General features: G+C 41.2%; 16 protein-coding genes. 12 read left to right on the top strand and 4 right to left on the bottom strand.

The window, feature by feature from the left end; all coding sequences use genetic code 11:
- Positions 1–35 precede the first annotated feature (35 nt).
- Positions 36–869, bottom strand: a complete 834-nt coding sequence (locus EHS11_RS10835; protein ID WP_425460578.1) for an alpha/beta fold hydrolase — start codon at positions 867–869, stop codon at positions 36–38.
- Positions 870–1,341: 472 nt separating this feature from the next.
- On the opposite strand from EHS11_RS10835, the gene EHS11_RS10830 reads away from it, so the two are divergent.
- Complete coding sequence (locus EHS11_RS10830) at positions 1,342–2,238, top strand: phosphatidylinositol-specific phospholipase C domain-containing protein (protein WP_210413672.1); 897 nt, start codon at positions 1,342–1,344, stop codon at positions 2,236–2,238.
- A gap of 29 nt (positions 2,239–2,267) precedes the next feature.
- On the top strand, positions 2,268–2,870 hold the full coding sequence (locus EHS11_RS10825; RefSeq protein WP_135764431.1) for a phage tail protein: 603 nt from the start codon (positions 2,268–2,270) through the stop codon (positions 2,868–2,870).
- A 37-nt stretch (positions 2,871–2,907) separates the two neighbouring features.
- Here the strand turns inward: EHS11_RS10825 and EHS11_RS10820 are convergent, their stop codons facing one another.
- Positions 2,908–4,164: a PQQ-dependent sugar dehydrogenase gene (locus EHS11_RS10820; RefSeq protein WP_135764430.1), complete on the bottom strand. Its 1,257-nt coding sequence runs from the start codon at positions 4,162–4,164 to the stop codon at positions 2,908–2,910.
- Positions 4,165–5,300: 1,136 nt separating this feature from the next.
- Between EHS11_RS10820 and EHS11_RS10815 the strand changes: the two genes are divergently transcribed.
- The 6 genes from EHS11_RS10815 (at position 5,301) to EHS11_RS10785 (ending at position 13,045) form a co-directional block, all read left to right on the top strand.
- Positions 5,301–6,146, top strand: a complete 846-nt coding sequence (locus EHS11_RS10815) for a flagellin N-terminal helical domain-containing protein (RefSeq protein ID WP_135764429.1) — start codon at positions 5,301–5,303, stop codon at positions 6,144–6,146.
- 198 nt (positions 6,147–6,344) lie between these two features.
- A complete protein-coding gene (locus EHS11_RS10810) occupies positions 6,345–7,187 on the top strand; it encodes a flagellin N-terminal helical domain-containing protein (protein WP_135764428.1) in 843 nt (280 codons plus the stop codon).
- Between the two features lie 148 nt (positions 7,188–7,335).
- Complete coding sequence (locus tag EHS11_RS10805) at positions 7,336–10,323, top strand: VIT domain-containing protein (RefSeq protein ID WP_135764427.1); 2,988 nt, start codon at positions 7,336–7,338, stop codon at positions 10,321–10,323.
- 361 nt (positions 10,324–10,684) lie between these two features.
- Entirely contained in the window at positions 10,685–11,473 is a 789-nt protein-coding gene (locus tag EHS11_RS10795; RefSeq protein WP_135764425.1) for a hypothetical protein, read from the top strand.
- A gap of 217 nt (positions 11,474–11,690) precedes the next feature.
- A complete protein-coding gene (locus tag EHS11_RS10790) occupies positions 11,691–12,239 on the top strand; it encodes a hypothetical protein (RefSeq protein WP_135764424.1) in 549 nt (182 codons plus the stop codon).
- Positions 12,240–12,292: 53 nt separating this feature from the next.
- A complete protein-coding gene (locus EHS11_RS10785) occupies positions 12,293–13,045 on the top strand; it encodes an SDR family NAD(P)-dependent oxidoreductase (protein WP_135764423.1) in 753 nt (250 codons plus the stop codon).
- Positions 13,046–13,075: 30 nt separating this feature from the next.
- Here EHS11_RS10785 and EHS11_RS10780 read toward each other — a convergent pair whose 3' ends face one another.
- Both EHS11_RS10780 and EHS11_RS10775 read right to left on the bottom strand, forming a co-directional pair.
- Complete coding sequence (locus EHS11_RS10780; protein WP_135764422.1) at positions 13,076–13,585, bottom strand: peptidylprolyl isomerase; 510 nt, start codon at positions 13,583–13,585, stop codon at positions 13,076–13,078.
- Between the two features lie 47 nt (positions 13,586–13,632).
- Complete coding sequence (locus tag EHS11_RS10775; RefSeq protein ID WP_135764421.1) at positions 13,633–15,489, bottom strand: ABC transporter ATP-binding protein; 1,857 nt, start codon at positions 15,487–15,489, stop codon at positions 13,633–13,635.
- Positions 15,490–15,713: 224 nt separating this feature from the next.
- On the opposite strand from EHS11_RS10775, the gene EHS11_RS10770 reads away from it, so the two are divergent.
- The 4 genes from EHS11_RS10770 to EHS11_RS10755 all read left to right on the top strand — a co-directional run bounded on the left by EHS11_RS10770 (position 15,714) and on the right by EHS11_RS10755 (position 19,475).
- Positions 15,714–16,214 carry a rhodanese-like domain-containing protein gene (locus EHS11_RS10770; RefSeq protein WP_246047803.1) on the top strand — a complete coding sequence of 167 codons (501 nt, stop codon included), beginning with the start codon at positions 15,714–15,716 and terminating at the stop codon, positions 16,212–16,214.
- Between the two features lie 48 nt (positions 16,215–16,262).
- Complete coding sequence (locus tag EHS11_RS10765) at positions 16,263–16,655, top strand: hypothetical protein (RefSeq protein WP_135764419.1); 393 nt, start codon at positions 16,263–16,265, stop codon at positions 16,653–16,655.
- 32 nt (positions 16,656–16,687) lie between these two features.
- The gene (locus EHS11_RS10760; protein WP_135764418.1) at positions 16,688–18,703 is read left to right on the top strand and encodes an AsmA family protein; all 2,016 of its coding nucleotides are present in this window, start codon (positions 16,688–16,690) and stop codon (positions 18,701–18,703) included.
- A 175-nt stretch (positions 18,704–18,878) separates the two neighbouring features.
- Positions 18,879–19,475 carry a YceI family protein gene (locus EHS11_RS10755; RefSeq protein WP_135764417.1) on the top strand — a complete coding sequence of 199 codons (597 nt, stop codon included), beginning with the start codon at positions 18,879–18,881 and terminating at the stop codon, positions 19,473–19,475.
- Positions 19,476–19,505: the final 30 nt, after the last annotated feature.

Below are 19,505 nucleotides of genomic sequence, written 5' to 3'. Positions count from 1 at the left end.
AAGTGGAGTTTTTAATTTTTTTTTGGCAAATCTAATTAACGGATCGATTTTAAAAAGGGAATGGTAATCTTTAAAAATGTTTCCGGGTCTTCTGCAAAAGGAACATGTCCGGTTTGTAAAAATACCAACTGTGACCCTTTTATTTTTTGACTGAGCTTTTCTCCGAATTCGGGAAGGATTACAGGATCTTTTTCTCCCCAAACTATAAGAGTGGGGACGGTGATCCCGGAAACCCTTTCTCTCATGTCATGTCCTTCGTCTGAAAAACTTTTCCAAAGGGAAGTTCTTATCTGCTTTGATCCTTCTATATTTTCTTTTTCTTTCACTCTATCTAAAAGTGATTTTGTATATCGGTTTTCTACTTTCAGATAGTAGTTCGGAAATGCGTTCCATGTAACACCCGTAAACCAAAGATTGCTCATTAATTTTACAAATGTCCTGGTTTTGAAATCAGGATCATTCATTCCTCCCGTATCCACTAAAATCAATCCCTTTACCAAATCCGGTTTTTCCACCGCAAGTTTAATGGAGGCGAATCCTCCTAAAGAATTTCCTATGAGTATTGCACCTCCCGGTGCCAGTTGTTTGATTAAATCGGGAAGGATTTCCGCATAAGAAACCGCTGATGCGGACTCCAATGGATTTGGAAATTCCGATTTACCGTGACCTGGCCAATCCAAACTAATGACTCGGTAGGATTCCGAAAGTTTGGGAATGATCGCATCGAAATCCCTATGTTCATGGCCGGGGCCTGCGGAATGAAGTAAAATCAAATTTTCTCCTTTTCCCTTAATCCAATATGCTATTAATCCTAGTTTGGTGTGGAAATATCCGGAAGGTTTTTCATCCTGGATGTTATTTGTTTCCATTGATTGGATTTGCATTTCCTGTCCTCCTGAACAAGCAAGAAAGATTCCTGTGAAGAAGACTGATAAAAGTTGAATACGAATTTTCATATACTTAGTCTGCAACAGTTAGAAGGAAATGTCAATGGCAGGAAGCATGTTAGTAACAGAAATCCGGTTATCCTATGTTAAGATGATTTTTTAGGACTATTACTGGTATTAGGTATTTCCAAGTATCCGGACTCAGACCATTGCTTTGGTATGGGTTTTAATATATGACTACTAATTTCGTACATTCACTAATAGCCGTTTGGCTTTTCTTAGGGTAATCGATAAGCACGTGCTATTTGATCAATTTTATTCTATTGGTGGCTGAATAAAAATTGACCTTTCTTTATTTTCCTATACCGTTGGCATTCTTTTTAGAGAGAGAATGTTGGTTTAACTTAGTCGGGGTAGCACATTGATCAATACAGAGAGTTGGATAACTAATCTATTGGCAGCCGGAAAGATTGCCGGTTCCGGCAGTATCGCAGATATTTCTATCCCAGGAACACATGATAGTGGAACATATAAGTGCTATCAGGTGGGATTTTCTTTTTTGAACTTTATTTGTGCGCAGACTTGGTCTATAGAAGAGCAATTGAATGCAGGTGTTCGCTTCCTGGATATTCGATTGGAGCAAAGTTCAGAAACAGCCATTCAAGTTAATCATGGAAGTCATTACTGCCATATCGGTCTGGAAGATGTTTTAAACCAATGTTATGCTTTCTTAGCGAAGAACCCAGGCGAATACATTATCATGTCTTTAAAAAAAGATTATGGTGATAATAGCAGATTTACAAACAACCTTGGCACTGTTTTACAGAATAACTATATAACACCCGCTGCTAAATCCTGGTATACTCAAAGCACCATACCTACTGTTACTAACGCTCAGGGAAAAATTGTATTATTCAACAGGATGAACTATCTAAACGGTCAGGGTATTGCGGCTCTGCCAGCAAACTGGCCGGATAATTCCGAATATTTCAGCATTAATAATACCGGTTATAATATTTATGTTCAGGATTTATACAACCCTTGGTTCATTACTTCAAAATTGGAAGCTATTGACAATTTGTTTCAATTAAGCAATAAGAAAGATGGTAATTTTTATTTGAACTTTTTTAGCTGGTTTGCCAAAACCGGTCGATGGGCGTTTCCCACTTCGCCTTATTCCGGTTCTTTGAGCGTAGGTGTTACTGCAATCATCGTTGACGGAACAACCGTAGAGATTCCTATTGATCCTTTGTCTGTCATCCAGAAATATGCCGGAAACAAGATGGGAATTGTCATCTTGAATTTCCCGACCAAAGACCAAATTAACGCGATTATAAATACTAATGGCTGATTGAATATGAATTTAAATGGAAGGTTTGTATGTTAGATCCTTATCTTGGTGAAATTACTTTATATGCGTTTAATTTTGCCCCCCCAGGTTGGGCAGCATGCAATGGAGCTCTTTTGCAGATCAATCAATACCAGGCGTTATACTCCCTCTTAGGAACAACATATGGAGGAGACGGAGTAAATACTTTTGCCCTTCCTGATCTGCGTGGATGTTTTCCAATCCATTCAGGTTTACCCAATAATCAAAATATTTCATTTGGGAAAAAAGGGGGACAGAGCTCAGTAACTTTAACAGAAGATCAACTACCAAGTCATACACATCCATATGGTTTTACTGCGGAAGCAGCCGTATCAATCGAAACAACCACTGAAGAGGCGTGGACATCCGATCCGGAAAATAATATACTTGCTACCCCCGCCGAATTTCTCGGAAATCATTTTCCTATCTATAAACAACCAGCAAGTGTAGATCCTAAAAATGTGAAACAACTGGGTGGTGTTAGCGGTGGTTCCATAGAGTATTCAGGCGACACGCAAGCTACAGGGCTAGGTAACTCTATTCCCATAATGCCTCCTTTTTTAGGATTGAATTTTTGTATTGCGATTGAGGGCGCCTATCCTCCTCACCAGTAAAATACAAGTTATACGATCTTTCTCATGAGAAAAAATCTCACTCGATTTTGTAGATTCGCCCGGAAGCAAAGTCGACAACATATACATTTCCGGAATGATCTTTCCCGAACGTAGAGATTAGGATCGGCCATTTGCCGAGTGCATAAGCAGTCTTTGTCGTACCATTTGTATCATCAGGAACGGAAATCGCCCAAATTCTTCCTGTGATAAAATCACCAAACACGTATTTATTTGTAAGTCCGCTCAGCTTGGAACTGGAATAAACATATCCTCCCGTAATGGATTGGCCTTCCTCTCTTCCGTATTCGTAAATGGGATCGGTTAGTCCTTCCGATTTGCATTTTTCTTTCGGATCAAAACAATGAGAGGCTTCCTTTGTATTCCAGCCGTAATTTTTTCCCTTTTCAATGATGTCGATTTCTTCCCAAAGATCTTGTCCTACATCGGCAAGAATCAGTCTTCCTTTCGGATCGAAACTGTATCTCCATGGATTGCGAAGTCCGTAAGCGAATGTTTCGGGAGCGCAGCAACTATCTCCTACGAAAGGATTATCTTTGGGAATGGAGTAAGGAAGTTTTTCCGAAGGCAAGTCCACATTGATCCTGAGCATGCTTCCTAAAAAGGTTTTGGGATTTTGTCCGTTCTTTCTGGGATCGGCCATCCATCCTCCGTCACCCCATCCAACATAGAGTAGGTGGTCCGGACCGAATGCGATTTGTCCGGCGTTATGATTGGGATAAGGTTGTTCCACTTCCATAATCACCCTTTCAGATTCCGCCTTTGCATTCGGAAAATCGTTCGGTTTGGAAAGCGTCCATTCTGCAATCCGACTGATGTCTTTTTTACCTTGTTTCAAAGTATAGTTCAGGTATATTTTTCCGTTCTTTGCGAAATCGGGATGGAATGCAAGTCCGAGTAGTCCTTCTTCCCCTTCCGAAATCACATTCAATGTCAGCAAAACTCCCGTTAGCTTGCTGTTCACTTTTCCCCATTTCAGTTTTCCCTGTTTTTCCGCGACCAGAAAGTATTCGTTTTCTTTGGGAGGAAATTGTAAATCGGTCGGTTGTGCAAATCCCGCCGCAACTTCCACCAAACGGATTTTGATTTTTTCGCGGGAAGCATCTTTACTTGAAAATTCCGCCACTAGTTTTTTGGGATCGGTTTCAGGTTTGTAATCTTCGGCTGCTCCTAGTTTGGAAACAAGCAGGCTTCGGATGGAGTCGCAACCGAAAACTATGAAGGTGAATATGGATATGTAAAATAAGGAAATTAGAATTTTGGAAATTTTCTTCATAGGGAAAGTTTGGATTTTGCGGAAAAACGCGTCTTGCGAATATTTAAGAGCCGGGTGAAAAAAAGCGTTCGATGTTCCACGCTCTTTTTCTCGGAACACCCTGTTCCGACGAAAAAGCTCCGGCCGTGCCTTGCCATTCGCAAGCCGACCCAAAGGGAGTGAGAATGTGAACTGGTTGGTAAGTGAATGCGATAGTCCAGATTCACAGACTTGCTTGCAAGTCTAACTGATTGGCCATAAATCTTTAACCAACTGACTTTTAGAAATTCACGTCAATCCCGAGATGTGCTTTTTGCCACCGAAGGGAAACATCTCTCTTGCTTTTAAGAGAAGAGTGGCTTTATTTATGTTAGTATGGTAAGGCTCGCATCTTTTTTTTGCCCGAAGCAAGGCTCTCCTTATAAGATGGGATTTTGGTATCCCCGCCCTGATTTGGGTGGGGAAATCCACCCGCCACCCAATGAGTTCCAACTAACACATTCCAATCGAATTGGCAACTCTTCCCTGCATGTTCTCGAAAATTCTCGGAAAAAGTTCGCCTTTTTGCCAAGGCAGAAAAGTTGTGCTGAATGCTCCTTTGCAACTTACGGCCTGACGAATCGAAACCTAATGAGAGGCCGTGAGCTTGGACTAGCCTTGCGCGCGAAAGAAACATCTAACGCTTGTTTTAAGACAAGATGTTAGTTCACAGAAGTCAGCGGAGGTTATGGTTGCCTGAATCGAAGGAAGAGATAAAGCATCGAACGCCCGACTTTAGCAGAAAATTTCAAAAATCTATAGATTTGCTATTTTTTTCGTGCCAGTTTGGTAAGGGTAATCCTGAAATTTTTCAAAAACAGAAAATTCTACTCATGGAAATTTGGATTTTTCCGATCCTCCTATTAGGAATTTTTTAATTTTTTTTTGAAAAAAAATAAAACGCTAAAGTGGGTAAAAATGGCTCTATTTTATCAAAAATAGCCAAATACTTGCAAATACCTATCGAAATCTTCGGATTAATTTCTCCTACCCAATCACCGACATACAAAAGGAACAAATAGATTTAGGCACCGACAGGGCTTAAAAACCAGACACAAAAAACCCAGGAGGGAAGGGATTTCCTCCTGTTTTTCGATCATGTTTCAAGGAGGAAACCAATGATCATAAATCACAATTTAGCCGCGATTAACTCCCATCGCGTACTCAAGTTTCAAAACGAGGAAGTTTCCAAGAATATGGAAAAACTTTCTTCCGGAATGCGTATCAACCGAGCAGGTGACGATGCATCAGGACTAGCTGTTTCTGAAAAAATGAGAACGCAAGTGAGTGGTCTTAGACAAGCAGAAAGAAATACAGAGGACGGAATGTCCTTCATTCAAACGACTGAAGGTTATCTCCAAGAAAGCAACGACATCATCCAAAGGATACGTGTACTTGCAATTCAATCTTCCAACGGAATCTATTCGGCAGAAGACAGACAAATGATCCAAGTAGAAGTATCACAGCTCATCGACGAGGTGGACCGTATTGCTTCTCAAGCGGAATTCAATAAAATGAATTTGCTTATGGGGGATTTTGCCCGTGGTTCAAAGGCTGCATCTATGTGGTTTCACATCGGTGCGAACCAACACCAAAGAGAAAGAGTATTCATCGCTACGATGACTGCAAAAGCTCTGAACCTGAGACCTCAGGCAGGTGGACCTTTGACCCTTTCTACTGCAGAAGATGCTAACGAAGCAATCGGGAAACTAGATGATGCCCTTCAAAAGATCGGCAAACAGAGAGCAAACTTAGGTGCTTATTTCAACCGCTTAGAACATGCCGCAAAAGGTTTGATGAATGCGTATGAAAACACCCAAGCTTCTGAGTCTAGAATCAGGGATGCGGATATGGCAGAAGAGACCGTAGCTTTCACAAAGAACCAGATTCTAGTACAATCCGGAACTGCGATGCTTGCTCAAGCGAACGTCCGACCACAAGGGGTTCTTTCTCTTCTTCGTTAAAGAGAAGGCTAAAGCCTTACGTAAGTAAGGCTTGGCCCGTTTTTAATAAGAATTGGGTAAATTTCAGAAGTCGTTATAGATAATCAGCCGGCTTTCCCCTGCCAGGTGGCAATCCGAAAGCTCTTCCTTGACACCGGACAGGGATTGTCCGGCTAAGTACTGCAAGGTGCTTGGCAATACACAAAGGAGTGTAAGCCAATGATTATCAATCACAACATGAGTGCGATTCAATCACATCGTGCTCTCAAGTTTACACAATGGGACGTAGATAAGTCGATGAGGAGTTTATCCTCTGGCCAAAGGATCAACCAGGCCGGGGACGACGCTTCGGGACTAGCTGTTTCGGAAAAACTAAGGACTCAAATCCGAGGTTTACGTCAGGCCGAAAGGAACACGGAGGATGGGCTTAGCTTCATCCAGACTGCGGAAGGATTTCTGGAGCAGTCTGCTGAAATTATCCAACGACTCCGGACCCTTGCGATCCAGACTTCGAATGGAATCTACACACCGGAGGACAGGCAGCTCGTGCAGGTAGAAGTATCTGCATTGGTGGACGAGATCGATCGAATCGCTTCTCAAGCGGAGTTTAACAAGTTTAAACTCTTTGAAGGTGATTTCGCTCGTGGATCTAAAAAGGCGTCGATGTGGTTTCACATGGGGGCAAACGCTGGACAAAGAGAGCGTTTCTACATTGGAACTATGACGGCAAAAGCTTTAAAAGTGTCGAAGGGAGAACTCTCTCTATCGACCCCTGGTAAAGCGGATGCAGCGATTGCTTTGGCGGATTTCGCCTTGGATAAGATCATGAAACAGCGCTCGAACATGGGAGCCTACCAAAATAGACTCGAAGGTACAGCGAAAGGTCTCATGGGTGCATATGAAAATATGCAAGCATCTGAATCAAGGATCCGGGACGCGGATATGGCTGAGGAAATGGTTGCGTTTACCACGAAGCAAATTCTGGTGCAAAGCGGTACGGCGATGCTCGCGCAAGCAGGACTCAGAGGAAATTCCGTATTACGACTCTTACAAAATACGTAAGAGCGTAAGAAGGCAAGAGTTGCCTTAAACTATTGGCCTCTTTTCCCATGGGCAACATGAGAAAGGAGGCTTTTCTGTTTAAATTTAATGAAGACATTATTTTCTTTTTCCACGATGCTGACTGTCTAAAAGTCCCGGAGGAAGAAACATGAAATTTCTTTCCAAAATCAAAAATCCCAAAATTCCATTGGTTCTTTTTTTAATCGTATTTTTTTTCGGAGGAGCAAAAAATCGGGAACCTTCCGAATCAATCGAATCCCCAGTATCTCTCACTACAAGCGATGGAGCGGGACTAGTCTTAAAAAGTTACGAATCAAATACCGTGCTTGATGGTTTTTTCGCATTCACCGAAATCAAATTGAGTTTTTATAATCCGGAAGACAGACAAAGAGAGGGAAGGTTTCGAATCGTTTTGCCGGATAATGCGCATTTGGCGCGATTTGCGATGATGATAGGAAATAATTGGCAGGAAGGAGAAGTGGTGGAAAAGGAAAAAGCGACCCGTGTCTATGAAGATTTTTTACATAGAAAACAGGATCCGGCTCTTCTCGAATCAGATGCGGGAAATGAATTCAGTGCGAGGGTTTTTCCCATCCCGGCCAAATCCGAAAAAAAAATCATCATTTCCTATTCCTCAACATTATCCTCTTTTCCGCCTGCATACATTCTTCCTATTAAGGGACTTCCGGGGATTGATGAGTTTCAAGCCAGAGTTATCTTCGACGAACAGGAGTTTGGTAATCGGAATGATCTTTTAACATCCGATCTTAAAACCAGCACTCGAAAGATAGTTTCGCTGCAAAAAAAGAATTTTAAGCCTACCGACGATATTCGTTTCGAACATAAGATCAAAGGAAATCTTCTATCGCAAAAGGGAAATTTATTCGCGGTTGAGTTTGTTCCTATTCCCGAGGATAAGGGTGAGATGATTTCTCTTGAAAAGCTCGTCGTCCTTGTCGATACTTCGGCTTCCGCCGCATTACAGTATCCGGAGACTTTGGTCCGATTGGAAAAGTTGCTTTCCGATTTAAATCCCAAGGAATTACATATATTCGGTTTCGATACTTCTCTCAAGTTTTACGGAACTGGCAAAAAAGGAGTTCAAAAACTGAAAGAAGTCCATCCCTTGGGATCAAGTAATCTCAGTTTGGCGATATCGGGCATCGACAAGGAAATCAGAATGGGAGACGGTAGATTGCTCATCGTAAGCGACGGGGTTGCGACAGCGGGAGAAATTCAAAAATCGGAAATAACAAAAATCCTAAAAAAGGAAAAATGGATTTCCCGATTGGATTTTGCTGTTCCGGGTTCTTACAAAGATACCGGTATGATCCGCTCGCTTCTTTCTCTGGGAAAAGAAACCGGTGTATTGACATTGTTAAGCGATGATCTTGCTTCCGTTGCAAAAAAATTAAGCCGAAAGGTTTTTTTTAATCCTGTGGTCAGTGTGCCCAATGCAAAATGGATTTTTACGGGAGATATTTCTTCTTTGCAACCGGGTGATTCCATCACCTTGTTCGGTGAATTGAAATCCGATGATTCAAAACCGCAAGACTCGATTTTATTCAACGGAAAAAAGATAACGGGATTTCATACTGTCATTACGGAACCTGTTTTATTCGAAAGGGAAGTGACTGCGGCAAGGATCAATCGATTGCTCGAGTTATCCGACAAAGAAGAGAATGACGATACCGCCAAAGGGTTGAGTTTGCAAGCAAGAGAACTTTCCATTGCTCATAGAGTTCAATGTCCTTTGACTTCATTTCTTGTTTTGGAAACGGAGGCGGATTACGACCGGTTTCAAATCACTAGAAATTCTTTGGCGGATATACTAACCATCGGTCTTGGAGGATTGGAAGTAATCAATCGAAGACAGTCCGAAAATTACGGGTTTTTAGATCCGCAGAATATAGAAAAACGAAAACAAGAAAAATCGAAAAACCGGGAAAAGGTTTCCAAACCCAAAAGAAACGGAAGGGAGAGTGAGGAAAAGGAAGATGCTAAAATGGTTTCCGGTGCCCCTGCCGATACGGACCGGATAGCCGACGATGAATTATCATCTAACACTGAAAATACTCCTTCCGCAACATCGGTAAACGATATAAGTGAAGAGGTTTCCAATAGCCCGCCTCCTATCCAACAATCGGATCGGTTGCCGGAAAGAAATAACTTTCGGGTCGAGTCCAATTCGGTATCTCCGGAACCTCCCCGGGAACCCCCTGAAAAACGGGAAAAAATAGAACCTCATACCGGCAATTTGAAACAGTTTTATAAATTGCTAAGGAATGGCGAAAACCAGAAGGCCCTGGAGTTTGCTTGGGAATGGAGAAAGGAAACCCCGGAAGATATTTTGGCATTACTCGCATTAGGTGATTCTTATCATGCGTTGAACGATCATAAAAATGCAACTCGTGCTTATACTTCACTTGTCGATTATTTTCCGCAAAGAGCTGATATAAGAAGATGGGCGGGAGAAAAATTGCTTGCGATCGGAAATTATAAAGATGCGATTGACACCTTCGAAATTTCCCTGAAGAACCGCCCGGATCATCCAAGCACATATCATTTGTTAGCTATTTCGTATTTGAAACTGAATTTATGGAAAGACGCCCATTCCGTTCTTATCAAAGGACTGAACAGGCAATTCCCTCCCCGATTTCAGAGTGTACATGATATTTTTTATGATGACTTGGATTTGGTTTATACGATTGCAAAAAACTCCGGCATTACCGTCATAGAACCGCCTAATGAAACAAATGCTAAATTAAAACCCAAAAATCTGAAAAAAGAGATTCGTTTCATACTGGTTTGGGAAACGGATGCAAATGACGTGGATTTTCATATTTACGATAAATCCGGCAATCACGCATTTTACAGCAAAAAGGAGTTGGAATCGGGCGGTCAGTTGTATGAGGACCTAACGGGCGGATACGGGCCGGAGTGTTTTCGCATTATAAATCCGAAGGCTTTTCCTTATCGTCTGGAAGCGCATTATTATAGTCGTGGCCCGATGGGTTATGGAATGGGGGCTTTGCAGGTGATTCGGTTTGACGGAGAGAAGAAGTTGGATCTGGAAACCAGAAACTTTGTGATTATGAATGATGGAGCGTATATAGATTTAGGAACGGTGAAGTAGGTAAAGTTTCAGGAAGGGATTTTTTTCCCTTCCTGGTGTAAAGTTTACCAGAAGGTTTTACTTTTGTTGCTCTTTTTGCAAAAGAGAGCCTGGAAACAATTTTGATTTGTTTCACTTGATTTTGAATTTTTTCCTCTTTTCGTTCCATAGGAAAATCATCGGAAAATCCATTATAAAAGCAATAATTATATTTTCGTTAGGCTGATAGGCAATTCATGCAAACTTTCTAAATTCGCCACATTTGAAAAAAGGGAACTTTTTTTTGAAATACCGTTTTTTTTTGTTAATTTTTCATAACCTAACTTTCCGAATCAGATCATTTTGATTTGACGTCCTTTTTTTGCTGAAGCCACCCTAAGGAATGAAAAAATCAAATAACTCTCTTTTGGCGATTCCCCTGCTTATCCTAACGATGATGTTTTACTTCTCGTGTAAAACCGAGACGAAAGATCCTGAGACGGAAGCTCTAACCAATCTAATGCTATTGACTGCGATTTCGAACGGGGGAACTTGTCCGACCTGTTCCTGTATGCGTACAGACGATTGCATTGACTTTGATGCTTCCGGCTGGAACCAATCCAGAGCTACTTCCGCATGTACGAATGCAGTAGGCACTTTCTCTTCAACTAGCAGTTGCTCTTCTACTAGAAGCCAGATTGGGGTCGGCACCGGAACTTACACTGCATCGAAAATCGGGAGCGGGGCGGCAAAGATAACTTTTTACGATTTTTATAGTTCGACAGGAGCTGATTTCGCCACAACTAGTGATGCTACCGTTACAGTAACATCGGGAGGAACTGCGACTGTGACTGGAGCTCAGTCAAAAACAACCACTTATTTGGGCCAGGCGGCAACTTTCGTTGCCTCCTCCACCAAACCAAGAATTAAAATTGTAAATTCCAGCGGTGCTACGGAAAATTATACCTTGCATTCTTCGGCTGCGTGCGGAGCGGCAACACTTGTTAAAACAATCGGATCCACTACGAATGGTGCAAGCCTTGGTTATTCTACCGTGGATGCAGGAAAGTATGCGATTAGCTTCAATGCAGGAACAAATTGTTCAGCGCTGAACTATACTTTTTCCAATGGAAATGTTTGGACGATCACTTCCGGAACGACTGCTTATACAGTCGCTGCAACTACGGAATAATTCCTTGATCTTTTACAATCATCTCTTTCTGCAATGAGTCGGTTGGAGATGGTTGTGTTAAATTTGAATCAGTTCGAAACAATGAAATTGATTTTTATTGCATAGAAAATGTGAAAAACCGGCTTTATGAAAAATCTTTCGATAAACGGATGATAAATGTAGAAGATGATTATATTTTTTTCCTTGACTGGAAAAATATTGTTTCCAAGTTTTAAGAATGAATTATATAAAAACTCTCGTTATACTATCATTGATTGTTTTCTTTGCAGTCACTGGCTGTAAAAATGACAAAAAAGAAGAAGTGGGAGACTTCTCCCTTGAAAATCCGATCACCTTACTGTTGCTCTACTCTCTGATCAGTGGACCTGCGGCTTGCAATGCCCGTAGCGACGATGGAGTTGCGATCGCTGTGCCTGAAACAGGAACTTACAGTATTTGCGGTAATACCGGAAATGCTGCGCCTATCACCTTTGCAAAAACAGGGGTGAATTATTCCGTAGTTGCTGAGTCCGGTTCTGCGAATTATTTTTCTACCAGATGTAGTTCTACTTCCAGGACTCTTTCCGTTGCACTGACTCGCACAGCCTCCGGTATTACTTCCACGATTGTTAGTTCTGGTGCTTCTACGAGTGCAACTGCTGATCTGGCATCCGATACCACTGCAACGTATTCAATGATAGGGAGCGGTGCTCCTAGTTTGACTTGCAGTGGTGCTTCCGTAACACCTTCTCTGAAGGATTTTAGAATTACTTTTACTGCCAAATAATTCTAAAAAGATTCTTCTTGCTCTTAAGCCATGAAGGCAAAAAGTCTTCCCTCATGGATCAAAATCTCTCTGGAAAAACCGCCGTAGTCACTGGAGCCGCACTCGGAATCGGAAAAGAAACCTCTCTCTTACTTGCAAGTAAGGGCGCTTTTGTTGTTGTCTCCGACATCAACGAAACTGAAGGAAACAACGTAGTCTCCGAAATTCAAAAACAAGATGGAAAGGCGGTTTTTATCAAATGCGATGTTACTCAGGAAGAGGAGATTATCGCTCTACTTGATTTTGCAAAATCTGACGGCAGACGTTTGGACATTATGGTAAATAATGCGGGCATTGCCAACAAACCTGTGTTTATGCACAAAGTTTCCACTGAAATTTGGAACAAATTGATCCTAATGGATTTAACGAGTGTGTTCTGGTGTCAAAAATATGCCACCAAACATATGCTTGCTGATAAAAAAGGCGGATCAATCATCAATGTAGCATCCATTGCCGGTCTCGGCGCATCTCCTTCTCTCGGTCCTTATTGCGTTGCAAAAGCGGGCGTGGTAGAGCTTTCGACAACCGGGGCTTTGGAAGTAGCAAGGTTTGGAGTAAGGATCAATGCGGTCTGTCCCGGTTGGACGGAAACTGCAATCTTACACGTAGCAGGTGAAAGGGGAATCCTGGCCATGCAGAAAAACATTCCGATGGGAAGACTTGGAAAACCTGCGGAAGTTGCAAATTTAATTGCCTTTCTTGCTTCCGAGGAGTCTAGTTTTATCACTGGCTCCGTTTACCGTGTGGATGGCGGAACCAGAAGTTAAGTTTCTATTTTTTAGAAAAAGGTCTTGGATTTATTTTTTGTCCAGGATCTCGTTCCATTCGTCTAACTTTACTTTCGCGATTTCGAAGACGGATGTAGTATCTCCGTCTATGATAAGAGTTTCTATACGATCTCCCATTTGGATACTATTCACAATCTTTTGATCTTCTTCTCCAACGACTGCACCGAATACAGTATGTTTTCCATCCAACCAATTTGTCGGTACATGTGTGATGAAAAATTGGCTTCCATTTGAATTCGGGCCTGCATTTGCCATGGATAAAATTCCAGGTTTATTGTGTTTTAGTTCGGCAACAAATTCATCTCTGAATTTATAACCTGGTCCGCCAGTTCCTGTTCCCAGAGGGCAGCCGCCTTGAATCATAAAATCCTCTATGACTCTGTGAAATTTGAGCCCGTTATAAAATCCTCTTTTGGCGAGGTTTACAAAATTTGCTACTGTGTTCGGTGTTTTATCTGCGAATAGATTGATTTTGATATCGCCTTTGTTTGTTTTGAAAGTTGCGGTCAATTGTCCCATGTCTTTTAGGAAATTGGAACGGTGTGGAGGGGGCAAGCTTAAAAAAACTATTTATAACCTGCCGCCTGTAAGGAAAACAAATGGGCGTACCTTCCTTTTTTTTCCAATAGCTCTTCATGACTTCCTTGTTCCAGGATTTCCCCTTCTTCGATGACTATGATTTTGTCCGCCATCCGAACTGTGGAAAAACGATGGGAGATCAGAACTACCATTTTGTTTTCCGTTAGGGAGCGGAAATGATTGAATATATTCATCTCCGCCTCGGCATCCATAGCCGCCGTTGGTTCATCTAACACAAGTATGTCTGCTTTCTTCCGCATAAAAGCGCGGGAAAGTGCGATTTTTTGCCATTGGCCTCCGGAAAGTTCCTGTCCGGTCTTAAACCATTTGCCAAGCCTTGTCCCGAACCGATCGGGCAGGTTTTGGATAAACGGTTTTGCCATTCCTTTTTCAGATGCAATTTCCCATTCCGATTGGTCTTCAATCGACTCTATATCTCCTACTCCTATGTTTTCACCGACAGTAAATTGATATTGAACGAAATTTTGAAAGATGACACCGATTCTTTTTCTGAGAACATCCACTTCCCAATCGTTCAGGTCCACACCGTCTAACAGAATCCTTCCGGAAGTGGGAGTGTAAAGTCTTGTAAGGAGTTTGATGAGTGTGGTTTTGCCCGATCCGTTTTTTCCGACGATCGCTAGTTTTTCTCCGTGTTTCAAATGGAGTGAGATATTTTTTAAAACAGGTTCCGTGCTACCGGGATATACAAAGGTGACATTTTCAAAAAGAATTCCTTCCTGATGAATTCCTTTTTGAAAAGAGCCGTTTGGTTTGGGAATAGGTTGTTCTAAAAATTCATAGAGATTGGCAAGATAAAGATTGTCTTCATACATTCCTCCGATGGATGTAAGCGCGGCTGAAAAAGTGGACTGTCCTTGTCGGAAGACAACCAAATACATTGTCATCTCGCCCAAGGTAATCTTTCCCGAAATGGTTTCTATTACGATCCAGGCATAGGCAATATAAAAAGCTGCTGTGCTGAAGAGCCCGAGGATATAGCCCCAAAAACCTTTCTGCAAACTTAAGTTTCTATCTTCTTTATACAATCTAACAAAAATTTCACGATACCTGGAAAGTAACATATCTCCCAATTGGTATAATTGTACTTCTTTCGCATAATCTTCTCGTGCAAGAAGTGTTTCCAGATAGTTCTGTTCCCGGGTTTCGGGAGATCTCCAGCGAAACAATCGGAACGCGTGTGCTGAAAATTTTGTTTCCGCAATGAAGGAAGGGATCGCTGCGATGATCAGAATAAATACAGCCCAACCGGAAAGTTGAAGCAATAGTCCTATGAATGAAAACAATATTAGTCCTGATTGCATGAGTCCGAATGTCCGACTAATTAAAGATAGGGGGCGGCTGGATGCTTCCGAGCGGGCTTGACTCATCTTGTCATAAAATTCGGAATCTTCGAAATGAGTCAGATCCAAGGTAAGCGCTTTTTCCAGGATCATTTCATTCACCCTTTGTCCGAGTTTCACCCGTAAAAGGGATTGGCTGACGACTTGGCCCTTTTGGCATGCTGCAAAGATGATAATGGCACATGCTTCCAAGGCTACGTAACGTAAGGAGAAATAACTTTGTTCCCAGCTATTTCCGATCACAAGTCCGCTCGTGGAAGAAAGAACTACATTATCAACGATGAGTTTGCCCAGATAAGCGATGACAGCAGGAAGAATCCCGCCTAATATAGTAAAGATGGCAATTGAGAAAGTCAGTTTTTTACTTGTGGTCCAAACCAGGTTCAAAGCTTTTCCGCTATAACGGAATACAGACAGAGAAGGCAGTAGAGTATTTTGAGATATGAAGTCTTTGACGGGATTGGTTTTTTTGTGTGGCATGTTTGATTTTATCTAAATCCTATCCTCATAAATCATTTTTTTCTTTGCTTGGGAAGTCCACTGTTTCTTAGATAAGGATTTTTCGGTTTGTTCTTACATTTATTTTTGAAATTTCTTGATTTTTGATTTTAATAAGTCTAATCTAGACCAAAGAAAGATAGTTTATTCTGTTTTTTGGGGGTAGTATGAAATTTTTGATTTTACTCTTTTCTCTACTTTTGGTCATGGATTCCGCATTTGCCGTCGCAAAGAAAAAGCCTGTAAAAAAACAATCCGACACAATTCCCAATCGGCTTATTGATTACAACGGATTTCAAAAAATCGTCGTAGAGTCTTCGGAAGAACGGGAAAACAAACGATTAACAGAGGATAAATTTTTGGAGATGATGGCAGGCGATCAAACCGTACTACTTGATGCCCGCAGCGAAAATCGATACCAACTCCGTCATATCAAAGGTGCTTTCAATTTACCCTTTACCGAGTTTACCGAAGACAGTCTTGCCAAATTGATTCCAAACAAAGACACAAAGATTTTGATTTATTGTAATAATAATTTCGAAGGAAGTCCGGAATCATTTGCAGCCAAAGCTCCTGCGGCCTCGCTGAATTTATCCACTTACACTTCCTTAAAGGCGTACGGTTATAAAAACGTATATGAGCTTGGTCCTCTTTTGGACATTCAAAAAACCAAGATTCCTTTTGAAGGAAAGGAATTGGAGAAATAAGAAAAAACGCTATACGTTTCGTTTCTTTTTTCTTAACTTTTGTTTTCTATGAATATTGTACTTTATCAAAATTTGTTTAAGGTCACAGCAGTGATCAATATCATCGGCGGATTCTCTGCGGTATTCGGTATGCCTCTTTATCTGAAACTTTTTTACGGAGTCAGCGAGGCAAGTCGTTCACTCCAATTCTATCATATCAATTTTTGGATCATTGTCTTTGCTATGGGTATAGGTTATTGGTTTCTAAGCTTGGATCCGATTCGATTCAGACCGATTGCTCTTTTGGGGGCGATTGGAAAACTAAGCGCGAGCGTATCTTGGATCATAATGATATATTTGGGAGAGGGAAGTCTGCTGCTTATCCCGGCGGTGATCTTTGACGGATTTTTCGGAATACTGATGGCTTTATTTTATTTGCGATCGAGAGAGAGAATGGTTTAGGTTTATATCTATTCCTAAGCTTAGAAACTTTTATGTGGCAAAAAATTTTAAAATATTTCGCTTACTTTATTTTAGTATTGAGTTTCCTTATCTTTGCGGCATTTCTCGGACTCAAGCAGATTTTAGATACAAAAGCGGTCAAAGATTCTGTTTCAAATAACGTTCGTAAGTTTGTCAGTTTGGATATAAACTATTCCCAAATCGGATCCTTTGTCTTCCCATTTCCGGGGATACAGATTCAAAATCTTGAGATATCGGATCAGGGTGAGCCACTGGCTTCCGTTGAATCCATTCGTCTCCAATTGGATTTTTTCGCTTTGATACAACAAGAATTCAAAATCGGTGCTGTTTCCGTTGACAAAGGCAAAATCCAACTAACAAGAGATAAGAATGGCAAATTTCCTATTCTAGGAAAACTACAAAACAAGAATAAAGAAAAAAAAGAACCTGCAAAGGACGACCCGGAATCGATTCTGTCTTTGACCCCTTCCCGCATCCAAATCACTGATTTGGAATTTATTTTGAATGATGTTCCTACAGGTAGCAAACAAACAATTCTTATACGGGATCTTTCCGTTGATACGGACGATGGAGACCGTACGGTCGATTTAAGTTTGAAATCGGAAATCAATCAGACCGATTTTGTTTTAGAGTCCAAAACCTATTTGACTGAAAACGAATGGACTTACGAATCATTGCGGACCGATACGGAAATTCATTGGAACGATGCAGAACTTTCCCAGTTCCCGGAGCTGTTATCCGTATTTCCCGACGCCGATTTTTCCGAATCGAAATTGAATCTTGGATTGGAACTGAAAAAAGAAAACTCGGATCAGATTCGTCTGAATCTATCCCGCCTCTCTTTGGAAGGTATCAAAAGAAAAACAACCTTCGTCGGAGATTTGTTTTTAAGCATGGAATCGGATTTTTCGAAAGAAAATAGGAAGATCCGGGTGAGTTCGTTTTTTATGGATTTGGGAAAATTCGCTCATTTAGGAATGGAAGGAAACATTCTTTTGCATGAAAAAGAAAGGAAATTGGATCTTTCCGTAAATTCGGATTTTTTCGATCTAAAGAAGGTTTTATTTTTTAAAGATAGTTTTTCAGGATTCCAACCTAACAAATTCGATGTGATGGGTGAGAAGGAACCTCTGACGGTTTTAAAGAAGGAAGATCCGATTCCTCTTTTTGCTAATGTGAAATTTGATCTTAAAAATTTAAACGTTTCCGGACATTTGATAACAAACCTGATCGGAAACTTGGAGTATAACCCGAGTCAGATGATCTTGCATCCTACGGAAGTTTCCCTTTACGGAGGACAAATCCGAACGGAAGGAAACGTGTCGTTCACTTCTTCCAAGCCCACCCTTCAACTAAAAGGGAAAGTCTCAAGAGTCAGCTTGGAGCCTGCCATCAGCAGAATGACCGATGATAAATATATAAAAGGGAGACTGAATTCGGATTTTACCGTTAAGTGCAAGTTAGGTGATTCTGGGACAATCCGAAATTCCCTGGATGTAAAAACAAAATTTTATATCACTCAAGGCAAGTTACTGGGTTACGCCAATTTTATCAAACCTGTCGCGACGATTGGACAAGTTCTGAATTTTAATCTAACCTCGAAAGAAAGTACTTCTTTCGAATCCATCACGGGAGGATTGGATTTGCACAAACAAAAAGCGACCTTAACGGATTTTTCCATGAAAGGGGAAGGTCTTTCCGCAACAGGAGGAGGAGTTTATCAAACCAACGGAAAGATCGACATGAAGTTTACAGTATCTCTTCCGGGAGCTGTAGGCAAAGCGGTGAAGCTCCCCATTCTTTATCGTGGTATTATGGGAAGAAATGTTGCCTACATTGATCCGGTTTGGATGGCCTCCGTTTATGCGGGCACAGTCCTTCTTGCGGGTCCTGTAGGTACTTTGGTAGGCGGAATGGTCGGATCGGCAGCATCGGATAACGTAGAGAAGGTGGTCGGCAGTGTGAAAGACTCGGTAAATTCCTTTCGTGCTTTTTTTACAGGGAAAGACGAAAAATCCAAAAAATAGAATTCTCTGTTTTTCCCTGGCTTCCTGTTGAATTCTCGGGAAAATTTATCCTATATATCGGAGGCTAATTCTGTTATTTGGGAAAATAATGCAAAATAACCTGATTTTTTGTTTTCCAATCTTACCGATTGAGCATAGCCTTAGTCTAAAAGAAAACATTATAGGTAGGGTATATATGTCAGGTTTAAAATCTATTTTTGCCACGGGGCTCGTTCTTGCTTCGCTTTCAGGCGTTTCTGCGCAAAATTTCAAAGTGGACAACACTCATAGTTCCGTCGGTTTTAAAATCAAACACTTAGGAATAGCAACTGTTACAGGAACGTTCAAGGATTTTGATGCCAAGTTCAATTTTGATGAAAAAACAAGTTCGTTAAGCATCGTTGAAGCTACGATCAAAGTAGAATCAATTAACACAAATGATGCGAAGAGAGATGATCATTTGAAAAGTAAGGATTTTTTCGATGAAGATAAATTCCCTTCCATTACATTCAAAGTTTCCAAACCTGTTTCCGTAAAAAAAGGTGAAGTGACGAAAGTTCCTGGCGAACTAACGATCAAAGGAGTTACTAAACCGGCTATTTTGAATGTGAAGTATGCCGGGATTGCAAAAGACCCATGGGGAAATACGAAACTCGGCTTTGAAGCGGACACAAAAATCAAACGCGCTGACTTTGGAATCACTTGGAACAAAACTTTGGAAACAGGCGGATTACTTGTTGGCGAAGAAGTTGATATCAAGATCGAAGGTGAGGCCGCTGCAAGCGCTCAGTAATTCGTAAGAACTCATTGTCTTTTCTTCTGC

It is taken from the genome of Leptospira ilyithenensis, assembly GCF_004771005.1.
In the GTDB taxonomy this organism is placed as follows: Bacteria; Spirochaetota; Leptospiria; order Leptospirales; family Leptospiraceae; genus Leptospira_A; species Leptospira_A ilyithenensis.
The sequence above is the reverse complement of the archived record's forward strand: the minus strand, read 5'-3'. Positions and strand labels throughout refer to the sequence as shown.

Excerpts from the sequence above, each read along its gene's own strand:
- EHS11_RS10835 (WP_425460578.1), bottom strand. The coding sequence starts at position 869 with ATGGAAACAAATAACATCCAGGATGAAAAACCTTCCGGATATTTCCAC.
- EHS11_RS10825 (WP_135764431.1), top strand. The coding sequence starts at position 2,268 with ATGTTAGATCCTTATCTTGGTGAAATTACTTTATATGCGTTTAATTTT.
- EHS11_RS10820 (WP_135764430.1), bottom strand. The coding sequence starts at position 4,164 with ATGAAGAAAATTTCCAAAATTCTAATTTCCTTATTTTACATATCCATA.
- EHS11_RS10815 (WP_135764429.1), top strand. The coding sequence starts at position 5,301 with ATGATCATAAATCACAATTTAGCCGCGATTAACTCCCATCGCGTACTC.
- EHS11_RS10810 (WP_135764428.1), top strand. The coding sequence starts at position 6,345 with ATGATTATCAATCACAACATGAGTGCGATTCAATCACATCGTGCTCTC.
- EHS11_RS10805 (WP_135764427.1), top strand. The coding sequence starts at position 7,336 with ATGAAATTTCTTTCCAAAATCAAAAATCCCAAAATTCCATTGGTTCTT.
- EHS11_RS10795 (WP_135764425.1), top strand. The coding sequence starts at position 10,685 with ATGAAAAAATCAAATAACTCTCTTTTGGCGATTCCCCTGCTTATCCTA.
- EHS11_RS10790 (WP_135764424.1), top strand. The coding sequence starts at position 11,691 with ATGAATTATATAAAAACTCTCGTTATACTATCATTGATTGTTTTCTTT.
- EHS11_RS10785 (WP_135764423.1), top strand. The coding sequence starts at position 12,293 with ATGGATCAAAATCTCTCTGGAAAAACCGCCGTAGTCACTGGAGCCGCA.
- EHS11_RS10780 (WP_135764422.1), bottom strand. The coding sequence starts at position 13,585 with ATGGGACAATTGACCGCAACTTTCAAAACAAACAAAGGCGATATCAAA.
- EHS11_RS10775 (WP_135764421.1), bottom strand. The coding sequence starts at position 15,489 with ATGCCACACAAAAAAACCAATCCCGTCAAAGACTTCATATCTCAAAAT.
- EHS11_RS10770 (WP_246047803.1), top strand. The coding sequence starts at position 15,714 with ATGGATTCCGCATTTGCCGTCGCAAAGAAAAAGCCTGTAAAAAAACAA.
- EHS11_RS10765 (WP_135764419.1), top strand. The coding sequence starts at position 16,263 with ATGAATATTGTACTTTATCAAAATTTGTTTAAGGTCACAGCAGTGATC.
- EHS11_RS10760 (WP_135764418.1), top strand. The coding sequence starts at position 16,688 with ATGTGGCAAAAAATTTTAAAATATTTCGCTTACTTTATTTTAGTATTG.
- EHS11_RS10755 (WP_135764417.1), top strand. The coding sequence starts at position 18,879 with ATGTCAGGTTTAAAATCTATTTTTGCCACGGGGCTCGTTCTTGCTTCG.